At 73.7% G+C, this 19,949-nt stretch carries 15 protein-coding genes and 1 pseudogene; 7 read left to right on the forward strand and 9 right to left on the reverse strand.

Annotation, left to right across the window (positions count from 1 at the left end; all coding sequences use genetic code 11):
- Window positions 1-80: 80 nt before the first annotated feature.
- The gene (gene cphA, locus QWJ41_RS10860; protein WP_302708117.1) at window positions 81-2,855 is read right to left on the reverse strand and encodes a cyanophycin synthetase; all 2,775 of its coding nucleotides are present in this window, start codon (window positions 2,853-2,855) and stop codon (window positions 81-83) included.
- Window positions 2,852-3,877: a cyanophycinase gene (locus QWJ41_RS10865; protein ID WP_302708119.1), complete on the reverse strand. Its 1,026-nt coding sequence runs from the start codon at window positions 3,875-3,877 to the stop codon at window positions 2,852-2,854. The genes cphA and QWJ41_RS10865 overlap by 4 nt, the downstream gene beginning before the upstream one ends.
- Window positions 3,878-3,980: 103 nt before the next feature.
- On the opposite strand from QWJ41_RS10865, the gene QWJ41_RS10870 reads away from it, so the two are divergent.
- The gene (locus QWJ41_RS10870) at window positions 3,981-4,502 is read left to right on the forward strand and encodes a SixA phosphatase family protein (protein ID WP_302708121.1); all 522 of its coding nucleotides are present in this window, start codon (window positions 3,981-3,983) and stop codon (window positions 4,500-4,502) included.
- 3 nt (window positions 4,503-4,505) lie between these two features.
- Here QWJ41_RS10870 and serB read toward each other — a convergent pair whose 3' ends face one another.
- Entirely contained in the window at window positions 4,506-5,741 is a 1,236-nt protein-coding gene (serB, locus tag QWJ41_RS10875; protein WP_302708122.1) for a phosphoserine phosphatase SerB, read from the reverse strand.
- A 107-nt stretch (window positions 5,742-5,848) separates the two neighbouring features.
- On the opposite strand from serB, the gene QWJ41_RS10880 reads away from it, so the two are divergent.
- Complete coding sequence (locus QWJ41_RS10880) at window positions 5,849-8,281, forward strand: SCO7613 C-terminal domain-containing membrane protein (RefSeq protein WP_302708124.1); 2,433 nt, start codon at window positions 5,849-5,851, stop codon at window positions 8,279-8,281.
- Window positions 8,282-8,295: 14 nt separating this feature from the next.
- Here QWJ41_RS10880 and secD read toward each other — a convergent pair whose 3' ends face one another.
- Together secD and QWJ41_RS10890 are read right to left on the reverse strand one after the other, a co-directional pair.
- Entirely contained in the window at window positions 8,296-10,626 is a 2,331-nt protein-coding gene (secD, locus tag QWJ41_RS10885) for a protein translocase subunit SecD (RefSeq protein WP_302708126.1), read from the reverse strand.
- 90 nt (window positions 10,627-10,716) lie between these two features.
- The gene (locus QWJ41_RS10890) at window positions 10,717-11,493 is read right to left on the reverse strand and encodes an Rv1486c family protein (protein ID WP_302708128.1); all 777 of its coding nucleotides are present in this window, start codon (window positions 11,491-11,493) and stop codon (window positions 10,717-10,719) included.
- Between the two features lie 36 nt (window positions 11,494-11,529).
- On the opposite strand from QWJ41_RS10890, the gene QWJ41_RS10895 reads away from it, so the two are divergent.
- The 4 genes from QWJ41_RS10895 to QWJ41_RS10910 all read left to right on the forward strand — a co-directional run bounded on the left by QWJ41_RS10895 (window position 11,530) and on the right by QWJ41_RS10910 (window position 14,846).
- Complete coding sequence (locus QWJ41_RS10895) at window positions 11,530-12,324, forward strand: ABC transporter ATP-binding protein (RefSeq protein ID WP_302708130.1); 795 nt, start codon at window positions 11,530-11,532, stop codon at window positions 12,322-12,324.
- Window positions 12,325-12,390: 66 nt separating this feature from the next.
- Window positions 12,391-12,852 carry an NfeD family protein gene (locus QWJ41_RS10900; protein WP_302708132.1) on the forward strand — a complete coding sequence of 154 codons (462 nt, stop codon included), beginning with the start codon at window positions 12,391-12,393 and terminating at the stop codon, window positions 12,850-12,852.
- 70 nt (window positions 12,853-12,922) lie between these two features.
- Entirely contained in the window at window positions 12,923-14,065 is a 1,143-nt protein-coding gene (locus QWJ41_RS10905; RefSeq protein ID WP_302708134.1) for an SPFH domain-containing protein, read from the forward strand.
- A 10-nt stretch (window positions 14,066-14,075) separates the two neighbouring features.
- A complete protein-coding gene (locus tag QWJ41_RS10910; RefSeq protein WP_302708136.1) occupies window positions 14,076-14,846 on the forward strand; it encodes a sulfite exporter TauE/SafE family protein in 771 nt (256 codons plus the stop codon).
- On the opposite strand, the gene QWJ41_RS10915 is transcribed toward QWJ41_RS10910, so the two are convergent.
- From QWJ41_RS10915 to QWJ41_RS10930, 4 genes and pseudogenes are all read right to left on the reverse strand, one after another.
- Window positions 14,843-15,229 carry a DUF4267 domain-containing protein gene (locus tag QWJ41_RS10915; protein ID WP_302708137.1) on the reverse strand — a complete coding sequence of 129 codons (387 nt, stop codon included), beginning with the start codon at window positions 15,227-15,229 and terminating at the stop codon, window positions 14,843-14,845. The two genes, QWJ41_RS10910 and QWJ41_RS10915, sit on opposite strands and share 4 nt — an antisense overlap.
- A gap of 23 nt (window positions 15,230-15,252) precedes the next feature.
- Entirely contained in the window at window positions 15,253-16,245 is a 993-nt protein-coding gene (locus tag QWJ41_RS10920; RefSeq protein ID WP_302708139.1) for an alpha/beta hydrolase, read from the reverse strand.
- A 12-nt stretch (window positions 16,246-16,257) separates the two neighbouring features.
- Complete coding sequence (locus tag QWJ41_RS10925) at window positions 16,258-17,118, reverse strand: glycerophosphodiester phosphodiesterase (protein ID WP_302708140.1); 861 nt, start codon at window positions 17,116-17,118, stop codon at window positions 16,258-16,260.
- 106 nt (window positions 17,119-17,224) lie between these two features.
- Window positions 17,225-18,664: pseudogene (locus tag QWJ41_RS10930) on the reverse strand (catalase); the annotation flags it as partial.
- A gap of 123 nt (window positions 18,665-18,787) precedes the next feature.
- Here QWJ41_RS10930 and QWJ41_RS10935 point away from each other — a divergent pair.
- On the forward strand, window positions 18,788-19,933 hold the full coding sequence (locus QWJ41_RS10935) for a PP2C family protein-serine/threonine phosphatase (protein WP_302708142.1): 1,146 nt from the start codon (window positions 18,788-18,790) through the stop codon (window positions 19,931-19,933).
- Window positions 19,934-19,949 lie beyond the last annotated feature (16 nt).

Here is a 19,949-nt window from a genome sequence, read left to right on the forward strand (position 1 = left end):
GTCCCCCGCTCTCCCCCTGGCGGCGGCCCCCCCCCCCCCCCCCCCCCCCCACTGCTCAGTGGTGCGGAAGTGACTGCTCGTCAGGCCTCGGGGGTGGGGGTGGCGACGTAGTCGGGGTCGGCCAGGGAGTCGTCGGAGAAGCCGGCACCGGCCTGGGCCTGGGGCGACCAGTTCTCGAGCTCGGTCATCACCGCGGCGTGCCGGTCGACGCACAGCACCACGAGGTCGCCGCGGTTGGCGCGCGACATGGCGCGGCGCACCGCGTCGTTCTCCTCGAGGATCTGCTCGACCTGCTTGCAGCGGGCTCCGGCGGCCATCGCGGAGCGCACACCCTCCAGCACCAGCGCCGCGGTCTCGCCGCGCTCGCGCTTGCGCAGCGCCTCGTCCTCGCGCACCACGACGACGTCGAAGTGCTGCGCGGCGACCTCACCGAGCTCGCGCATGTCCTGGTCGCGCCGGTCGCCGGCGGTGGCGATGACGCCGATCCGCGAGGGGCGGGCCAGGTCGTGCGAGCCCTCCAGCGAGTCGCCGACCCGGTCGACGAAGTCGCCCAGCATCCGCATGCCCGGGGCGTTGTGGCAGTAGTCGATGATGACGTTGACCCCGTTGACCTCGATCTCGTTGAGACGACCGGGGGAGAGGTAGTAGTTCGTCGAGAACGAGCGCAGGCCCTGGCGGATGTCGTGCAGCGGGGCGCCGGTGGCGAACGCCGCGGCGGCCGCGGCGAGCGCGTTCTGCACGTTCATCCGTGCCTTGCCGCCGAAGGTGGCCGGCAGCAGGTGGGTCCAGGCCAGCTGCATCTCGCGGGGACCGTGCTTGACCACGATCATCTCGCCGCGCTCGGAGGGGTTGAGCACCAGTGCCTTGCCCCCGCGGCGGCAGTGCGCGTCGATCATCTCGCGGGTCTCGCTGCCGGGCTCGTCCATCGAGAACCACACCACCTGCCCCGAGCAGCGCCGGCGCATGTTGCGCACCAGCGGGTCGTCGGCGTTGAGCACGGCGTGGCCGTCGCGCGGCACCGCCTCGACCAGGACGGCCTTGACGTCGGCCAGCTGCTCGACGGTGTCGATACCGCGCAGGCCGAGGTGGTCGGGGGCGACGTTGAGCACCACGGCGACGTCGTTGCGCTCGTAGCCCAGGCCCTCGCGCAGGATGCCGCCGCGCGCGACCTCGAAGACGGCCGTGTCGACGCGCGGGTTCTGCAGCACCATCCTGGCCGAGCGCGGCCCCGAGGCGTCGGCGCGGATCACCAGGCGCTCGTCGATGACGACGCCGTCGGTGGAGGTCATGCCGACCTTGCGGCCCATCCCCTTGAAGATGTGGCTGATCATCCGCGAGGTGGTGGTCTTGCCGTTGGTGCCGGTCACCGCCACGATCGGGATCCGCGACTTGGCGCCGGGCGGGAAGAGCATGTCGACGACGGGCTTGGCGATGAACTGCGGCTCGCCGATCGTCGGGTGGGTGTGCATCCGGAAGCCGGGGGCGGCGTTGACCTCGCAGATCGCGCCGCCGGTCTCGCGCACCGGCTCGGTGATGTCGGGGCAGATGAAGTCGATGCCGGCGATGTCGAGGCCGACCATCCGCGCGGCCTCCTCGGCGATCTCGACGTTCTCGGGGTGCGCCTCGAAGGTGCGGTCGATGGAGATGCCGCCGGTCGACATGTTGCCGGTCAGCGCCAGGCGCACGGTGGTGCCCTCCGGCGGCACGTCGGACATCTCGAAGCCCTGCTCGCGCACCAGCTCGACGGCGGCCTCGTCGACCTTGATGCGGGTCAGCACCTTCTCGTGGCCCACGCCGCGGCGCGGGTCGGCGTTGGCGGTGTCGACGAGCTGCTCGACGCTCGAGGAGCCGTCGCCGACCACCGAGGCCGGCACCCGCTCGGCGATCGCGGCGACCTTGCCGTCGATGATCAGGCAGCGGTAGTCCTTGCCGAGCACGAACGACTCGACGATGACGTAGCCGCGCCGCGACTGCTCGCGCGCGACCTCGAAGGCCTCGCGCACCTCCTTCTCGTCCTGCAGGTCCAGGCACACGCCGCGCCCGTGGTTGCCGTCGAGCGGCTTGACCACGACCGGGTAGCCGATCCGCTCGGCCGCGCGCACGCAGCCCTCGACGGTGCGCACCGACTCCTGCTTGGGCACCGGCAGGCCGGCCGCCGAGAGCAGCGAGGTGGTGAGGTCCTTGTCGGAGGCGATGTCGACGGCGATCGAGGAGGTCTGCGAGGTCATCGTGGCCCGGATGCGCTGGGCGTGGACGCCCTGGCCGAGCTGGACCAGCGAGTGCTGGTTGAGCCGGATCCAGGGGATGTCGCGCGAGACGGCCTCGTCGATGATGGCCTGGGTCGAGGGGCCGAACGCGGTGCGTTGGGCGCGGCGGATGAACTCCTCGAGCTCGACGTCCCAGTCGAACTCGGGGTCGGCCTCGACGAGGTGGTTGACCAGGCGCACGGCCAGGCGGCCGGCGGCCAGGCCGACCTGCTCGTCGGCGTAGCCGAAGATGACGTTGTAGACGCCCTCGCGGCCCTTGACCTGGCGGGTCTTGCCGCGGCGCACGTCGTGGCCCACGACCTGCTGCAGCGCCAGCGCGCAGTGCTCGGCCACGTGGCCCAGCCAGGTGCCCTCGTGCAGACGCTCGACGAAGCCGCCGCGCTTGCCGCGCGAGCAGGAGTGCTCGCGCAGGCCCGGGAGCATCGCGACCAGGTGGTCGGTGAAGCCGGGCAGGGTGTTGGTCGGGTACTTCTCGAGGACACCGAGGTCGACGACGAGGTGGATCGCCCGGTCGTAGGACCAGATGTTGGCGCCGCGGTAGACCCGCGTCTCGATGATGCTGAGGTCGGGGGTGGGCCGTTCGGTCATCGGTTGGCTCCGTTCTCGGTGGTGCTCACTGGCGGGTCCTCGAGCGGTGACTGCTCCGCGGAGCGGAGCTTGCGCAGCCGCGCCATGCGGCGCTTGAGCACGGTGGGCGAGGCGTCGGAGGCGGCGATGTCGCGCGCCATCCGGCGCAGGTCCTTGCCGACCTCCTCCAGCTCGGCGGCGTCCTCGGGGTCGACCTCGGTCTCGCCGGGGAGCAGCTCACGCCTCGTCAGGTCGTACGTCGCACCCGCGGGCAGCACGTGCAGCACGACGCCGCTGGCCAGCAGCGGCGCGGAGCGCTTGGCCTCGAACGCGTTGGTGATCATCCGGGACCCGTCCATCACGGTGACCGCGCCACGTCCGCTGACCCGCAGCAGCTCGCGCTCATCGCCGGTCTCCTCGTCGACCTCGTGGGTGACGGTGGCCGCGGTGTCCTCGTCGACGCCGATGCCGAGCAGCTGGGGGCTCTGGGCCACGATCATCAGCAGCCGGCCGTAGCGGTTGCGCTGCTCGAAGTGCTGGTCGATGACGGAGGAGGCCAGCAGGCCCAGGCCGCCGGCGACCTGGGTCATCCGCTGCTTGGGGGTGGCGCCGCCGGAGCCGAAGGCCACCATGTGGCTGGACTGGATGCTGGCGCCCGCCGACGTGCCGGCCACGACCGCGCCCCGGTGGTGGGCGCGCACGATCGCGTCGCCGACGGGGGTGCCGTTGAGGATGCCCGAGAGCTTGAGCTGGTTGCCGCCGGTCATGAAGACGCCGGTGGCGTCGTCGAGCTGCTTGACCAGCGCCTCGTCGTGGGCCTCCTCGCGGGAGGCCGGGTCGACGCCGGAGACCTCGGTGGCCCCGAGCTTGCGAAACAGCGCGTCGTAGACCGCCATGATCTCCTCGCCGATCGAGGACGCGGTGGGGATGACGACGATGCGGGCTTCTCGATCACCGCTGGCGGTGACGAAGTCCTGCAGGACGGTACGGCGGCGCAGCTTGTCCTCCGCGCCGCCGATGATCATCAGGGGACCTCTGGGCATGGCGACACGCTAGGGCATGAGCCACCTCACCCCGCAGGTGCCGCGGGATCGCCGGTGCCGGCCGGTGCTGGATCGTCGTCGGTGCGGCTGAGAGAGTGGGCCGGTGAGCAGCGAGACCTCCCCCCGACGCCTGGTCCTGGCCCGGCACGCCCAGGCCGTGGACGCGGCCTCGACCGACGCCGTGCGCGAGCTGAGCGCCCGCGGGCGCCGTGACGCCGCTGCCGCCGGGCGCTGGCTGGCCGAGCAGGGCGTGGCCCCCGACCACGCGCTCGTCTCCTCGGCGGTGCGCACCGCGCAGACCTGGGAGCAGATGTGCGCGGGCGCCGGCTGGGAGCTGGCCGCCGACCTCGACCGGGGCCTCTACGAGGCCGGCACCGACGCGGCCCTCGACCTGGTGCGGCTGGTGCCGGCGCAGGTGCGCACCCTGGTGGTGGTGGGACACAACCCGACCATCGGCTCGCTGGCCCACGTGCTCGACGACGGCGACGGGGACCCCGAGGCGGTCACGGCGCTCCTCGGCGGCTACCCGACCAGCGCGCTGACGATCTTCGCAGTCAGCACGCCGTGGGCCGACCTGGCCGAGGAGTCGGCGACGGTGCTGGCCCACCACGTGGCCCGCGGCTGAGCCTCACAGCGGCGGCGCGGGGGTGGTGATGCCGACCGCGCGGTCGGCGGCCTCCACCTCCTCGCGGCTGATCCCCAGCAGGTAGATGATCGCGTCGAGGTAGGGCACGTTGACCGAGGTGTCGGCGGCGTCGCGCACCATCGGCTTGGCGTTGTAGGCGATGCCCAGCCCGGCGGCGGCGAGCATGTCGAGGTCGTTGGCGCCGTCGCCGATCGCGATGGTGGAGGCGACGTCGACACCGATCTCGTCGGCGAACTCGCGCAGCGCACGCGCCTTGCCGGCCCGGTCGACCACCTCGCCGACGATGCGGCCGGTCAGGCGCCCGTCGACGATCTCGAGCTCGTTGGCGCGGGCGAAGTGGATGCCGAGCTCGGTGGCCAGCCGGTCGGTGATCTGGGTGAAGCCGCCCGACACGATGGCGAAGCGGTAGCCCAGGCGGCGCAGGGTGCGCACCATCGTGCGGGCGCCGGGGGCCAGCTGGATGGCGTCGTAGACCTCGTGCAGGGCACGCGCCGGCACCCCCTCGAGCAGCGCCACCCGCGAGCGCAGCGACTCCTCGAAGTCGAGCTCGCCGCGCATCGCGCGCTCGGTGACCTCGGCGACCTCGGCCTCGCAGCCCGCGTGGGCGGCGATCATCTCGATCACCTCGCCCTGGATGAGCGTCGAGTCGACGTCCATCACGATCAGGCGCATCCCGCGACGCATCAGGTTGGCGGGCTGCACGGCCACGTCGATGCCCTGGCTGGCGGCCTCGAGGGCCAGCAGCTCGCGCAGCCGCTCGGGCTCGGCGCCCGAGACGTGCAGGTCGAAGGCGGTGACGGGGTAGCGCGCCATCCGCTCGATGCGGTCGATGTTGGCGCCGGCCTCGGCGATCCGCCCCGCCACCGCGGCCATCGCCGAGGCGGTGAGGGGCGTGCCGAGCACGGTCACGTGCGAGCCTCCCCGGGCGGGGGGCCGCGTGTCGCCGGTGCCGGCCTCGACCTCGACGCTCATGTCGAGCGAGGTCGCGGTCTCCTCCACGGCGCGCTGCAGACCGGCGGCGTCGTCGGGCACGGTGACCAGCACGCCGAGGATCAGGCGGCGCCGCAACCGGATCTGCTCGAGGTCGACGACCTCCACCCCGGCCCGCGCCAGGGTCGCGAACACCGCGGACGTCACGCCCGGGCGGTCGCGACCGGTCAGGGTGATCAGGAGCGTCTCGGGGCGTACGCCCTCGGGCGGCGGAGGTGGCTGGTTCATCGCAGGCACGAGGCTAGCGTCGCAGCGCGGGGCGGTGAGCACCCGTACCCAGACGGTTGAGCCCTTGGACCGTGGCGGCGCCGGCCCCGGCGCGGTGTGCTGGACCCATGCCCACCTACGCCCGCCCCGACCTGTGCTCCGATTGCGGGGCGGTGCTGCCGCCGGAGCCCGACACGTGCCCGCGCTGCGGGCTGCCGCTGCGCGACCCGCTGGCCGACGAGCTGCTGTCCACGCTGCGCCACGCCGACGACCTGGTCGTCCGGCTGCGCGCCCGCGCCACCGCGCCCGCCCCAGCGGCGACGCCGGCGCTGGCGGGGCGGGCCCGCCGAGGACTGGCTCGACGAGGGCTGGCCCAGGCGACGGTGCCGCAGCTGCTGCTCGCCCTGGGCGCCGCCTGCCTGCTGGTCGCCGCCGTGGTGTTCCTGGCGGTCGCCTGGTCGTGGCTCGGGGTGGCGGGTCGCACCACGGTGCTGCTGGTGCTCACCGTCTCGGCCGGCGCGGCGTCGGTGCTGCTCTCGCGGCGCGAGCTGGTCGCGGCCGCGGAGGCGCTGTGCGCGGTCACCCTCGGTCTCGTGGTGCTCGACGTGCTGGGCGCGGGGGAGTCGGGCTGGGCGCCCGAGCCCGGCACCAGCGGCTCCGGTGTCGTGCTCGGGGCGGTCCTCGTCGCAGTGTGCCTCGTGCTCTCCGGGCTGCACCTGCGGCTCGCCGGCGCACGTCCGGTCGTGGCCCAGCTTGTCACCGCCCCGGCTCTGCTCGGTCTCGCCGGCTCGCTCGCGGCGTTCGTCGAGGAGCGCACCGCCGACGGCGGTGCGGCCAGCGCCTCCGGGGTGTGGGCGGGCTGCGTCGTGGCGGCGGCGGCCCTGGTGGTGCTGGCGGTCCGCACCCGGCTGACGGTGCTGCGGGTCGCCGCGGGCGTGGTCGGCGGCGTGGCCTGGCTGGTGCTGCTGGCGATCTCGCTCGTCGACAACGCCGCAGACCTGAGCCTGCGCGGCCTGTGGGCCGAGGGCGGGGTCACCTGGCTGCTGGTGGCCGCCGCGCTGGCGCTGCTCCCGCTGCTCGACCCGGCCGTGCGCCGCAGCGCGGCGGCCGTGGTGCCCGAGGTGGTGGCGATGGCGCTGGGCAGCCTGGTGCTCGTGCTGCCGGCCCTCGACGAGGGTGCCGATGCCGTGCTGGTGGCCACGGGCGCCCTGGTGGCGGTGTGGGGCCTGGCGGCCGCGGGCACCGCCCGGGTGCTGCCTCGACGACGGGTCGTCCCGGCCGGCGTCGCCCTCGCGTTCGTGGCGCCCGTGCTGGTCGCCGTCGTGTCGCTGCACGCCGTCGCGCTGGAGGCGCTGCTCGGCGTCGCGGCGGCGTACGACGCCACGGTGGGGGTGCGCGTCGACGCGCCCGCGAGCGCCTGGGACCCCCGCCTGCTGGTGCCGGCGGTGCTCGCCCTGGGCGTGGCCGCGCTGGGTGCGGCTCCGGCCGCCCGGCTGCGCCGCACGGCGGTCGTCGTGGGCGCGGCGCTAGCCGTGGCGGGCCTGGCCACGGCGGCACTGCTCGACGCACCCCTGGCGGCGGTGGTGCTGCCGGTCGCACTGACCGCGGCTGCCCCGGTGGCGCTGGGGAGCCGGCGTGCGGTGTGGTCTGGTCTCGCGCTCGGGGCCGTCGGCGGCGTCCTCGCCCTGCCCAGCGCCGCGCTGGCGGCCCTCGCGGCCGGTGTCGTGGTGGCTGCCTGCAGCTACCGGGCCCTCGCGGGGCGTGCGGGTGCGGTGGAGGCCTGGGCGGCCCTGCCGCTCGCGGGAGCGGCCGCCCTGTGGGCGGCCGGCGACCTGGCCGGTGTCGACGTGGCCCACCGGGGGTGGGCCACGGTGCTGGTCGTGGGTGTCCTGGCGCTGCTGGCGCGACGCGCCGAGGTCGACGTCGCCGCGGTGCTGGTGGCGCCCTGGCCGGTCCTCGCCGGGGTCCTGGCCGCGGGCGACCTCTCCGTGTCGCTGGCGCTGCACCTCACGCTCCTGGGCGCGCTGCTGGTGGCCCGGGCGCTCACCGACGACCGGCGCCGCCGGGTCGCCTGGGCCGGCGGCCTGCTGCTCGCGGCGGCGACCTGGGTGCGCCTGGCCGACATCGGCGTCGAGGCGCCGGAGGCCTACACCGCGCCCACCGCACTGGCGCTGCTCGTCGTCGGGCTGCGGGCCCTGCGCCGGGCCCCCGAGCGGAGCTCCGTGGCCACCCTGCTGCCCGGTCTGGTGCTGGCCGTGCTGCCGAGCCTGCTGTGGGTGCTGGCCGAGGATCCCGTCTCGTGGCGCGCCCTGCTGCTGGGCCTGGGCTGCCTGCTGCTGGTGCTGGGCGGCGCCCGTCTGGGCTGGCAGGCGCCGCTGCTGGTCGGCACGGTCGCCGGCGGGCTGCTAGTGCTGCGTGAGCTGGCGCCGTACGCCGCCGCCACCCCGCAGTGGGTCCTGCTGGCGGCCGCCGGCGCCCTGCTGCTGGTGGCGGGCACGACCTGGGAGCGCCGGGTCCGCGACCTGCGCCACGCCGGGCACTACCTGGCCCGGCTCAGGTGAGGCTCAGATGAGCCTCAGATCACGGCGCCGCTGTCGTCGGGCGCCCGCTCGACCCGCTTGGAACGCGGCTCGCGCGGCTCGACCGGCCACACCCGGTGCATCAGCACCGCCAGCGGCGTCGCGGTGAAGACCGAGGAGTAGGTGCCGACGAGCAGGCCGATGAGCAGCGCGAGCGCGAAGTCGGTCAACGAGTCGCCACCGAGCACGAAGAGCGCGCCCAGGATGAACATCGTGCCCAGGCCGGTGTTGATCGTGCGGGGCACGGTGGCCAGCACGGCCTCGTTGCAGGACTCCGCGAAGGTGGCGCCGCCCTCGCGGGTGCCACGCCACTTCTCGCGCACCCGGTCGAAGACGACGACGGTGTCGTTGACGCTGAGGCCGATGACGGTCAGCACGGCGGCGAGGAAGACCCCGTCGACGGGGCGGCCCAGCCAGGCGAAGACGCCGATCACGATGGAGACGTCGTGCAGCATCGCGATCGCCGCCGAGGCGCCGAAGACCCAGCGGAAGCGCAGCGCCAGGTAGACCATCTGGGCGGCCAGGGCGATGCCGAGCGCGATCAGCGCCTTGTTGCGCAGCTCGTCACCGAGGGACGGCCCGATCAGCGAGTCGGACTCGAGGTCGGAGCCGGGTACCGCGGCGGTGACGGTGTCGCGGATGACCTGTGCCTGGTCGTTGTCGACGTCGCCGACCTTGACCACCAGGTCGCCGTCGCCGGACGTCTGCACGACGGCGTCGTCGAAGCCGGCGTCGTCGAGGTCGGCGCGCACGGTCTCGACGTCGCCGGCGTCAGCGGCCTGCGAGGTGGTGAAGTCGAGGACCCGGCCGCCGGTGAACTCGACGCCGAGGTTGAGCCCGTTGATCCCGATGCCGGCCAGCGCGGCCACCACGACGGCCGCGGACGTGACCAGCCAGATCTTCGAGCGGCCCATGATGTCGGGGTTGCGCTCGAGGAGCACGTCGTGGACCTTGCCGGTCTTCGCGAAGCCGGTCAGCGCCGGGCGGCGGCGCACGGCCTTGCGGGAGGCGGCGAACTCCACGAGCACCCGGCTGATGACCATCGCCGAGAACATCGAGGCGACGACACCGATCGTCAGGGTGACACCGAAGCCGCGTACCGGGCCCGTGGCCAGGAAGAAGAGCAGGCCACCGGCCAGCAGGGTCGTGACGTTGGAGTCGAGGATCGCCGACCAGGCCTTCGAGAAGCCGGTCGCGATCGCCTTCGCCGGTGGCGCCTTCTGCTCCGAGCTCTCCTCCTTGGCGCGCTCGAAGACCAGCACGTTGGCATCGATCGCCATGCCGATGGCCAGCACGAAGCCCGCCAGGCCCGGCAGCGTGAGGGTCGCACCGAGCGCGATCAGGATCGCGTACGAGATCAGCGCGTAGCAGCCCAGCGCCACGACGGCCAGGAAGCCGGAGAGGCGGTAGGCGAAGGTGATGAACAGGCCGGTGAGCAGCAGACCGATGAGGCCGGCCTGGAAGGAGGCGTCGATGGCCTCGTCGCCGAGCGTGGGGCCCACGACCTGCTGGGAGATGATCTCGACCGGCAGCGGCAGCGCGCCGCCCTCGATGAGCAGGGCCAGGTTCTGCGCGGAGGCCTCGGTGAAGCTGCCGCTGATCTGGGTGCGCCCGCCGAGCTGGCCGACGTCGCAGGTGGAGTCCTGGACCTGCGGGGAGCTGATGACCTCGCTGTCGAGGACGATCGCGACGCGGCGCTGCGGGTCACCCTGCTGGAAGCAGGCGGCGTCGCCGGTCAGGGAGGCCCAGGCGTCCTGGCCCTTGCTGGCGAACTCGACGTCGACCACCCACTGCACGCCCTGCTCCTGGATGCCGGCGGTGGCGCTGGAGACGTCGTCGCCCTCGAGCTGGGCGGGGCCGAGCACGAGCGGGGAGCCGTCCTCGTCGGTGGTCACGAAGCGGCCCTGCTGGTCGGTGTCGGGCTGCTGCGAGCCCTCCTCGGGCTCCTCGCCGGTGTTGCCCACGATGCTCGGGTCGGTGCCGAGCACCGGGTGGAAGGTCAGGCGCGCGGTCCGGCCGATCACGTCGGCGGCCTCGCGGGGGTCCTCGACGCCGGGCAGCTCGATGAGGATGCGGTTCTCCCCGGAGCGCACCAGGGTGGGCTCGGTGACACCCAGGGCGTCGACGCGCTCGCGGAGCACCTCGACCGCGCGGTCGGTGTTCTCGGCGTTGGCCTCGACGGTGTCGGTCGAGCTCGCCTCCAGGGTGATCTGGGTGCCTCCGGAGAGGTCCAGGCCCAGCTTGGGCGTCGATCCCAGGGTCAGCAGGACGGCACCGGTCAGGACCAGGACGGCGACGATGAAACGCCACCACGAGCTCTTGCGCATGCGCACATGGTCCGTCATCGGTTCTTTACGTCACACACCGGGCTCCGCGCCCCACCCCTGCGGGCCGTGTCGGCGGGGGAGCGGAGCCGGTCAGGCCGGGGGCCACACCTCCGGCGAGCAGGCCGCCACCAGCGCCCGGCGCCCGGCCCGTGCGAGCGGGCGCAGCGCCTGCGCACGCGCCTCGGCCTCGGCGGCGCTGATGGCGCCCCCGTCGTCCTCGAGCGCCAGCTCGGCGATCTCCAGGGCCTGCAGGCCCCGGGCAGCGAGCTCGACGCAGCGCGCCGGCACCCCCGGCGGGGCGTCCAGGCCGTCGCGGTGGCGCAGGTCCATCAGCCGGTCGGCGACCTCGGGGCGCCACCGGGCGACCTCGAGGCGGGCCAACAGGTCGGCCGTCTGCGGCAGGGCAGCCCGCAGCCCCCGGTCGGCCTCGCCGACGTCGGGCAGCTGCCGGCGCGCGGCCGGCTCGGCCACCCAGGTGGTCGCGGCGCCCACGACCTGCGGCACCAGCCCGACGCAGCCGGGGGCTCCGGGCAGCGTCCGCATGCCGGCGCCGGTGACCACGGCCGCCTCGCCCGCCTCCAGCGCGGCGGCGTTGAAGGACGGCGGGCCGCCCAGCCCGACCGGGTCGCCCTCGACCCCGAAGGCGGCGCCGATGGTGTCGGCGCCCTCCACGCGCAGCCGCGCGAGCCCGCCCAGCAGGGTCTCGGTGCCCTCCCCGCCCAGGCCCAGCGCCCCCAGGCCGGCGACGGCGTGCGTGGCCTGGTCGTCGATGACCGCGTCGACCACCAGGTCGGCCGCGACGTGCCCCCGCAGCCACGACGTGCCCCACCAGGCGAGACGGGCGGCGGCGGGCAGGGGTGAGGTCACGGCGGGTGAGGGTACGCCGGTGGTTAGGGTGACGCCATGGCAGCAGTCCTCGAGTTCGCCGACGTCTCCGTCCGCCGAGGCGAGGCCACCCTGCTCGACCGGGTCAGCTGGACCGTGGAGGAGGACGAGCGCTGGGTGGTGCTGGGCCCCAACGGCGCCGGCAAGACCACGCTGCTGCAGCTGGCCTCCGCGCAGATCCACCCCTCCGACGGCGTCGCGGGCGTGCTGGAGGAGGTCCTGGGCACCGTCGACGTCTTCGAGCTGCGCCCGCGCATCGGGCTGACCAGCGCCGCGCTCGCCGAGCGGATCCCCCGCGGCGAGACGGTGCGCGACCTCGTCGTGTCGGCGTCGTACGCCGTCGTGGGCCGCTGGCGCGAGGACTACGACCAGCTCGACCACGAGCGCGCCGAGTCGCTGCTGCGCGAGCTGGGCGCGCTGCACCTGGCCGACCGGACCTTCGGCACCCTGTCGGAGGGCGAGCGCAAGCGGGTGCAGATCTGCCGCTCGCTGATGAGCGACCCCGAGCTGCTGCTGCTCGACGAGCCGGCCGCCGGGCTCGACCTGGGCGGGCGCGAGGACCTGGTCGCGACCCTGTCGATGCTGGCCTACGACCCCGACTCGCCGGCCACGGTGCTGGTCTCCCACCACGTCGAGGAGATCCCGCCCGGCTTCACCCACGCGCTGCTGCTGCGCGAGGGCCGGGTCGTCGAGGCCGGGCTGCTCGACCAGGTGCTCACCGAGTCGGCGCTGTCGGCGACCTTCGGCATGCCGCTGCACGTCACGCACGAGGACGAGCGCTGGACCGCTCGGCGCCGCACCCGGGCCCACTGAGCCCGCACCGGCCTCCACGGCCGCGTCAGGTAAAGACCCGCACCGACGTCTGGGTAGGGTGAGGTCATGGAGTGGTGGAGCGACAACAGCTGGGTCGCCTGGCTCGGCCTCGCGGCCGCCCTCGGCGTCGTCGAGATGTTCAGCCTCGACCTGATCTTCATGATGCTGGCGGTCGGGGCGCTGACCGGTGCCGTGGCCGGCGCGTTCGACCTGCCGCTGGCCCTGCAGCTGCTCGCCGCCGCGGGCGCCTCGCTGGCCACGCTGACGCTGCTGCGCCCGCGCCTGGTCGCTCGGCTGCACGGCGGGCCCGAGCTGACCCTGGGCCACGACCGGCTCCTGGGCACCCAGGGCCAGGTCACGGTGCGCATCAGCGCCACCGACGTGGGCCGGGTCCGCCTCGCGGGCGAGGAGTGGACGGCAGCGCCGTACGACACGATGACCACCATCGAGCCGGGTGAGACCGTCGAGGTGCTGCAGATCCGCGGCGCCACGGCCTACGTGCACCCCGTCCCGCGCCTCGAGTCCTGACCACCCGCACGACCACCCGCACGATCACCTGCTCGACCACCCAGCACGTCCCAACACCCGAGGAGAACTCATGGGTCTCGCCATCCTCATCGTGGCCGCGGTGCTGTTCCTGTTCGTCGCCGTCGTGCTCGCCAAGACGATCCGGATCGTGCCGCAGGCGCGGGCCGCGATCGTCGAGCGCTTCGGCAAGTACAAGAACACCCTCTCGCCCGGCCTCAACATCGTGGTCCCCTTCATCGACAAGGTGCGCTACGTCATCGACATGCGCGAGCAGGTCGTGAGCTTCCCGCCGCAGCCGGTGATCACCGAGGACAACCTGGTGGTCTCGATCGACACCGTCATCTACTTCCAGGTCACCGACTCGGTGGCCGCGACCTACGAGATCGCCAACTACATCCAGGCCGTCGAGCAGCTGACGATGACCACGCTGCGCAACATCGTCGGTGGCATGGACCTCGAGGAGACGCTGACCAGCCGCGACGAGATCAACACCCGGCTGCGCGGGGTGCTCGACGAGGCCACCGGCAAGTGGGGCATCCGGGTCAACCGCGTCGAGCTCAAGGGCATCGACCCGCCGCCCTCCATCAAGGACTCGATGGAGAAGCAGATGCGCGCCGACCGCGACAAGCGCGCGCTGATCCTGACCGCCGAGGGTGAGCGCCAGTCCGCGATCCTGACCGCCGAGGGCCAGAAGCAGTCGGCGATCCTGACCGCCGAGGGCGACCGCGAGTCGCAGATCCTGCGCGCCCAGGCCGACCGGGAGTCGCAGATCCTGCGCGCCCAGGGTGAGGGCCAGGCGATCCAGACCGTCTTCCAGGCCATCCACGACGGCCGCCCCGACCAGTCGCTGCTGGCCTACCAGTACCTGCAGATGATGCCCAAGATCGCCGAGGGCGACGCCAACAAGGTCTGGATCGTGCCCAGCGAGATCGGCAAGGCCCTCGAGGGGCTCGGCTCGACGATGAACGACCTCAAGGGCATCCCGCAGGAGGTCGAGGGCCCGCTCAAGCGCGTCGACATGGGCCCCAGCGAGCCGAAGGTGCCCGAGACCGCCGGCAGCAGCGGCTCAAGCAACGCCGCGGTGCAGGCCGCCATCGAGGAGGCGGCGCGAGCCGCCAACCCGGGCAGGGCCCGCGCCGAGGCGGCTGGATCCACGAAGCCCGCTCCCGACGCCGACCCCTCCACCGACCCCGCGCAGGGCGGCTCCGAGTGACCGACTGCCGGTGAGCCTGCTCGAGACGGCCGCGATCCTGCTCGCCGGGGTCGCGGCCGGTTCCATCAACGCCGTCGTGGGCTCCGGCACGCTGATCACCTTCCCGACGCTGCTGGCCTTCGGGGTCCCGCCGGTGACGGCCAACGTCTCCAACAACGTGGGGCTCTTCCCGGGCTCGCTGTCCGCGGCCTGGGGCTACCGGCGCGAGCTCGCGGGGCAGCGGCGACGGGTGCTGCGCCTGGGCGTGGCCTCCCTGCTGGGCGGCACGGTCGGCGCGGTGCTGCTGCTCGTGCTGCCCGAGGACGCCTTCGCCACCATCGTCCCGGTGCTGGTGCTGCTCGGGGTGGTGCTGGTGGTCGTGCAGCCGGCCGTCTCGCGCCGGGTCGCGGCCCGGCGCGCCTCGCGGGGCCCCGGTGCGGCGGCGCGCGACGGCGCGGCCTGGGTGTGGCCGGCCGTGCTGGCCACCGGCGTGTACGGCGGCTACTTCGGCGCCGCGCAGGGCGTGCTGCTGATGGGGGTGCTCGGCATCGGCGTCGAGGAGGGCCTGCAGCGCCTCAACGCCGTCAAGAACGTGCTGGCCGGCACCGTCAACGGGGTCGCGGCCGTGGTGTTCGTGGCCGTGGCCGACGTCGACTGGCGCATCGTCGCGGTGATCGCCGTCGGCGCCGTCGTCGGCGGCCAGCTGGGCGCCCACCTGGGGCGCCGGCTGCCGCCGCTGCTGCTGCGCGCCGTGATCGTCGCGGTCGGCACCACCGCCTTCGTGGTGCTGGTGCTCGGCTAGACGCCGGTGCCCGGCCGGGCCCCGCGGGTCCCGCTGCGCAGGCCCAGCAGGCCCGAGAGCACCGCGCCGGAGGCGACGCCGGTCATCACCCGCGCGTCGAGGACCTCGAGGCCCTGCTCGCGCGGGGCCAGGTGGCCGGCCACGGCATCCGCCAGGTCGACCCCGGCGCCCAGCAGCACCAGGACGGTGCGCCCGCGTCCCGACGCGGCCAGCGTGGCCACGCCCAGCGCCACCTCGCGCGAGCCGAAGAGCCGGGCCACGAATCCCGCCTGCGGGTTGGCCGCCACGTCGACGCCGAACATGCGGGTGACGAGGTCGGGCCGGGCCAGGGCGGCGGTGCCGATGGCGATCCGGCCGAAGGAAAGTCCGGTGACGGGGTTCATGCCCCGGACCCTAGCGGCGCTGCTCAGCCCGGGGGCGTGGCCTCGCCGACGTACGCGCGGTGCCAGCGCTCGATCTCGTCGTAGGCCCGCCGGCGCGCGTCGGGCCGGGAGAGCACCACGTCGTGCCGGGCGCCGGGCACCGCCACGTAGGTCACGTGGGCGCCCAGCGCGGTGGCCCAGCGCCGGATCTGCGGCACCTCCAGCACGATGTCGGCGCTGTGCACCTCGTCGCCCATCTCGGTGGGCACCCCCGAGCGGTCCGAGGACAGCACCAGCACCGGCGCCGGCACGTCGAGGCCGCGCTGCAGCCGGGCGTGGCCGGTGCGCACCGCGCGCAACCACCCGACGTACACCGCGAAGGACTCGAGGGGCTTCCAGGTCAGGTCGAAGTCCCACTCGCCGCCGTGGTCGCGGTGCAGGCTGCGGCCGTAGAGGCCCGAGACGTCGCGGCGGATCTCGCGCATCGGCTGGCGCGCACCCAGCTGCTTGATCACCGCGGTGCCGACCGTGCGCAGCAGCACGCTGCCCTGCAGGTCGAGCCAGGGCGAGTTGAGCACCAGCCCCACCAGCTCGGCGGGGCGCCGCCGGTCGAGCCACAAGGAGGTCACCAGCCCGCCGGTGGAGTGCGCCGCCACGACGACCTGCTCGTGGCCGTCACGCTCGGTGATGCGCTGCCAGGCCACGTCGAGCTCGGCGTCGTAGTCGGCGAGGTCGGTGACGTACGTCGGGGTCTGCCCGGGCCGGATGGAGCGGCCGTACTTGCGCAGGTCGAGGGCGTAGAAGTCGTAGCCGCGCTCGAGCCACCACTGGGCGAACCCGGTCTGGAAGAAGTAGTCGGCGAAGCCGTGCACGTAGAGCACCGCACGACCGGAGGGCCGGGGAGAGCGGTGGCTGACCAGGGTGGCGACGAGGGGGCCCTCGTGGTCCTCCCCGAGGTCGATGGTCTCGGCGAGCCAGGGCTCTCCGAGCACGTCGGTGACGGCCTCGGCGGGGTCGACGGCGTCGCTGTGCGGCATGACCGGAGTCTCTCAGCCCGTCCGGCGCCTGGTGCGCGGGGCTCGTGGGGCGCGTGGTGGGCGCGGCGGGCGGCCGCTGCGGTGGCGGGGGTAGCCGTCACGGGCGGTCAGCGCCAGCGCCGGCTCGTTGCTGGTGACCAGCCAGGCCCGGCCCGGACGCATCCAGTAGCGCAGGGAGTCCTCGGTGTCGACGGTCCACACCAGCAGCGGGAGGCCACGGCGGCGCGCGAAGGCGGCGACCCCGAAGCGGGCCAGGGTGTGCTTGGCCACCACCAGGTTGGCCCGCGACTCGGTGTAGCGCAGCCGGGGGAGCAGCTCGGAGGCCCGGATCCGCACCTGGCGGTGCCAGGGCAGCCCGCGCACGCTGCGACCCAGCGAGAGGCCCACCAGCAGGTCGTGGCCCTCGGCGTCGGACCAGTCGCGCACCGCGCGCACCGCCTTGTCCTCCAGCGTGGTGACGATGACCTGGTCGGCGCCCAGCACCTGCACCGCCCGCCGGGCGGCCTGCACCTCCCAGGTGGCCGCGGGCTCGGCGTACAGGCTGTCGGGCGAGGTGAACTTCAGGTCGATGTGGGCGCGGGTGACCCCGGCCAGCGCCGCGAGGACCTCCTCGTAGCGCAGGAAGTGCGGCGCCCGCGACGAGAACTCCTCGAAGCTCAGCGCCGCCAGCGGCACCCGTCGCTCCTCCACCCACATCCAGTCGTCGTGGTAGAGCACCAGGACGCCGTCGGCGCAGCGCTGCACGTCGAACTCGATGAAGTCGACGTCGAGGTCGAGCGCGTTCTCGAGCGCGACCCGGGTGTTCTCCAGCGCCCGGTCGCCGCCGGCCCCGCAGCGGTGGGCACTGACCAGCACCGGATCCTTGGCACGCACGGGGCGCCACTCTACGGACAGCGGCGCCCCGTGCGACCGGGACGGGTCAGACCGTCTCGAGCGCCTCGGTGGGGTGCGGCGCGGGGTCGCCGTGCTGGCCAGCGCGCACGGCGTCCTCGATGCGCTTGCCGATCTGCTCGTCGACGTTGCGCCAGTACTCGAAGGCCCGCTCGAGCACGGGCTCGCTGACGCCACCGGCCAGGTGGCCGGCCACGTTGGACACGAACCGCTCGCGGGCGGCGTCGTCCCAGACCTCGTTGACCATCGTGCGGGCCTGGCCGAAGTCGTCGTCCTCGGGACGCAGCGTGTAGGCGTCGCGCACCATGTCGCCGTCGGTCTCCCAGCCGTCCTCGGCCGGCCCGGTCAGGTCGGAGAACGGGTCGTCGTAGGAGTTGGGCGCGTACTTCGACCGGTCGCCGGTGTGGTCGTAGGCCATCGGACCGTCGAACTGGTAGGTGTAGGCGCCCTCCACGCGGTGCCGGTTGACCGGCAGCTGCTGGTAGTTCGGCCCGATCCGGTAGCGGTGGGTGTCGGAGTAGGCGAAGACCCGGCCCAGCAGCATCTTGTCGGGGGAGAAGCCGATGCCCGGGACGATCGCGGACGGCTCGAACGCGGCCTGCTCGATCTGCGCGAAGTGGTTCTCGGGGTTCGTGTGCAGGGTCATCGTGCCGACCTCGATCAGCGGGTAGTCGCCGTGCGGCCACACCTTGGTCAGGTCGAACGGGTTGAACCGGTAGGTCTTGGCGTCCTCGTAGGGCATCACCTGCACCTTGAGCGTCCAGCTGGGGTGCTCCCCGGCCTCGATGGTGTCGAAGAGGTCGCGGCGGTGGAAGTCGGAGTCCTCGCCGGCGATCCGGTTGGCGTCCTCCTGGGTCAGGCACTCGACGCCCTGGTCGGAGATGAAGTGGAACTTCACCCACGACTTCTCGCCGGCCTCGTTGTAGAGCATGTAGGTGTGGCTGCCGTAGCCGTTCATGTGCCGCCACGTCTTCGGGATGCCGCGGTCGCCCATCAGCCAGGTGACCTGGTGGGCCGACTCGGGGTTGAGGGTCCAGAAGTCCCACTGCATGTCGTTGTCGCGCAGGCCGTTGGCGCCGCGGCGCTTCTGGCTGCGGATGAAGTGCGGGAACTTCATGGTGTCGCGCACGAAGAAGACCGGGGTGTTGTTGCCGACGAGGTCCCAGTTGCCCTCGTCGGTGTAGAACTTCAGCGAGAACCCACGCGGGTCGCGCCAGGTGTCGGGCGAGCCCATCTCGCCGGCCACGGTCGAGAAGCGGGCCAGCATGTCGGTCCGGGCGCCGGGCTGGAGCACCGCGGCCTTGGTGTAGCGAGAGATGTCGCCGGTGATCTCCAGCGTGCCGAAGGCGCCGGAGCCCTTGGCGTGCACGTTGCGCTCGGGCACACGCTCACGGTTGAAGTGCGCCATCTGCTCGATGAAGTGGTGGTCGTGCAGCAGGATCGGGCCGTCAGGGCCGACGGTGAGGCTGTTGCGGTCGCTCGGGGCGGGGGCGCCGTTGCCGGCGGTGGAGCCGTGGTGCTGGGTCATCGAGGTCCCTCCTGGGGGTCGTGGATCACCGCCACCCTGCCCACTTCTCTTGAGCGGGTCAAGAAAACACCCCTTTCGGTGTGTCCGCCCCCGCCAGGGCGCCCACGGCCTAGTCTTCGGCCGGTGACCTCGAGGCCCGCGCACGTGTGGACGCGGGTCGTCCGCTACGTGCAGGACCAGGTCGACAGCTGGCGCTCGGGCAGCCCGGCCAGCCAGCGCTACGTGGCCGCGGTGCTCCTCGCGCTGGTCACCGCCACGCTGGTGGTCTCCTCGTTCGCCTACTGGCTGGCGCCCGTGGGGCCGGTCTTCGTGTGGCTGCTGGTCGGCATGCTGCTGCTGCGCTTCCGCCCGCTGGTCCTGGTCACCACCTGGGGAGTGCTGGGCACCGTCGGCGTCGCCGTGGTCGACGCCCTCGGCCCGCAGGAGCTCGACGCGGCCCGGGTCACCGCCACGATCACCCTGGTGGTCGCCGCGGCCCTGGTGCTGCTGCAGTCGAGCCGGCAGCGCAGCGGGCTGCCGACCCTGCTGGGCGAGGCGGTCCTCTCCGACCTGCGCGACCGGCTGCAGCGCCAGGGCGTGGTCCCGCCCCTGCCCGCGGGCTGGCGCAGCCAGAGCGCGATGCTGGCCGCCGACTCGGTGGGCTACGCCGGCGACTTCCTCGTCGCCCGCCTCGACGACGAGGCGCAGCGCCTGGAGATGATCCTCGTCGACGTCGTCGGCAAGGGCGTCGCCGCCGGCACCGCCGCGCTGCAGTTCGCCGGCGCCCTGGGCGGCCTGCTCGGCGCCGTGCCCCCTCGCCGGCTGGTGGGGGCGGCCAACGACTTCCTGCTGCGCCAGGAGTCCGACGAGGCGTTCGCCACCGCCGTGCACGTGGTGCTCGACCTGCGCACCGGTGACTACGAGGTGCTCAGCGCCGGCCACCCCCCGGTGCTGCGACTCGACTGCGCCGACGGTGGCTGGCGCATCGACACCGCGCGCGGCACCGCCCTCGGCGTCACCGCCGACGCGGAGGCCGAGCCGAGCCGCGGCCGCCTGGCTCCCGGCGACGCGCTGATGTTCTACACCGACGGTGTCGTCGAGCGACCCGGCGAGGACATCGACGCCGGCATCGCCTGGCTGCGCTCCACCGCCACCGAGCTGGCTGCCGGCTCCGGCCTCGACGGCCTGCCGCGCCGGGTGCTGCGCCGGGTCTCCCGCGGTGACGACGACCGCGCCGTGCTGGTGCTGCACCGCCTGCCCACCATCGACCCGGCCCTGACTTCGCGCTGACCCGGCCCGAACTTCG

It is taken from the genome of Nocardioides cremeus, from assembly GCF_030518195.1.
GTDB classification, from domain to species: domain Bacteria; phylum Actinomycetota; class Actinomycetes; order Propionibacteriales; family Nocardioidaceae; genus Nocardioides; species Nocardioides cremeus.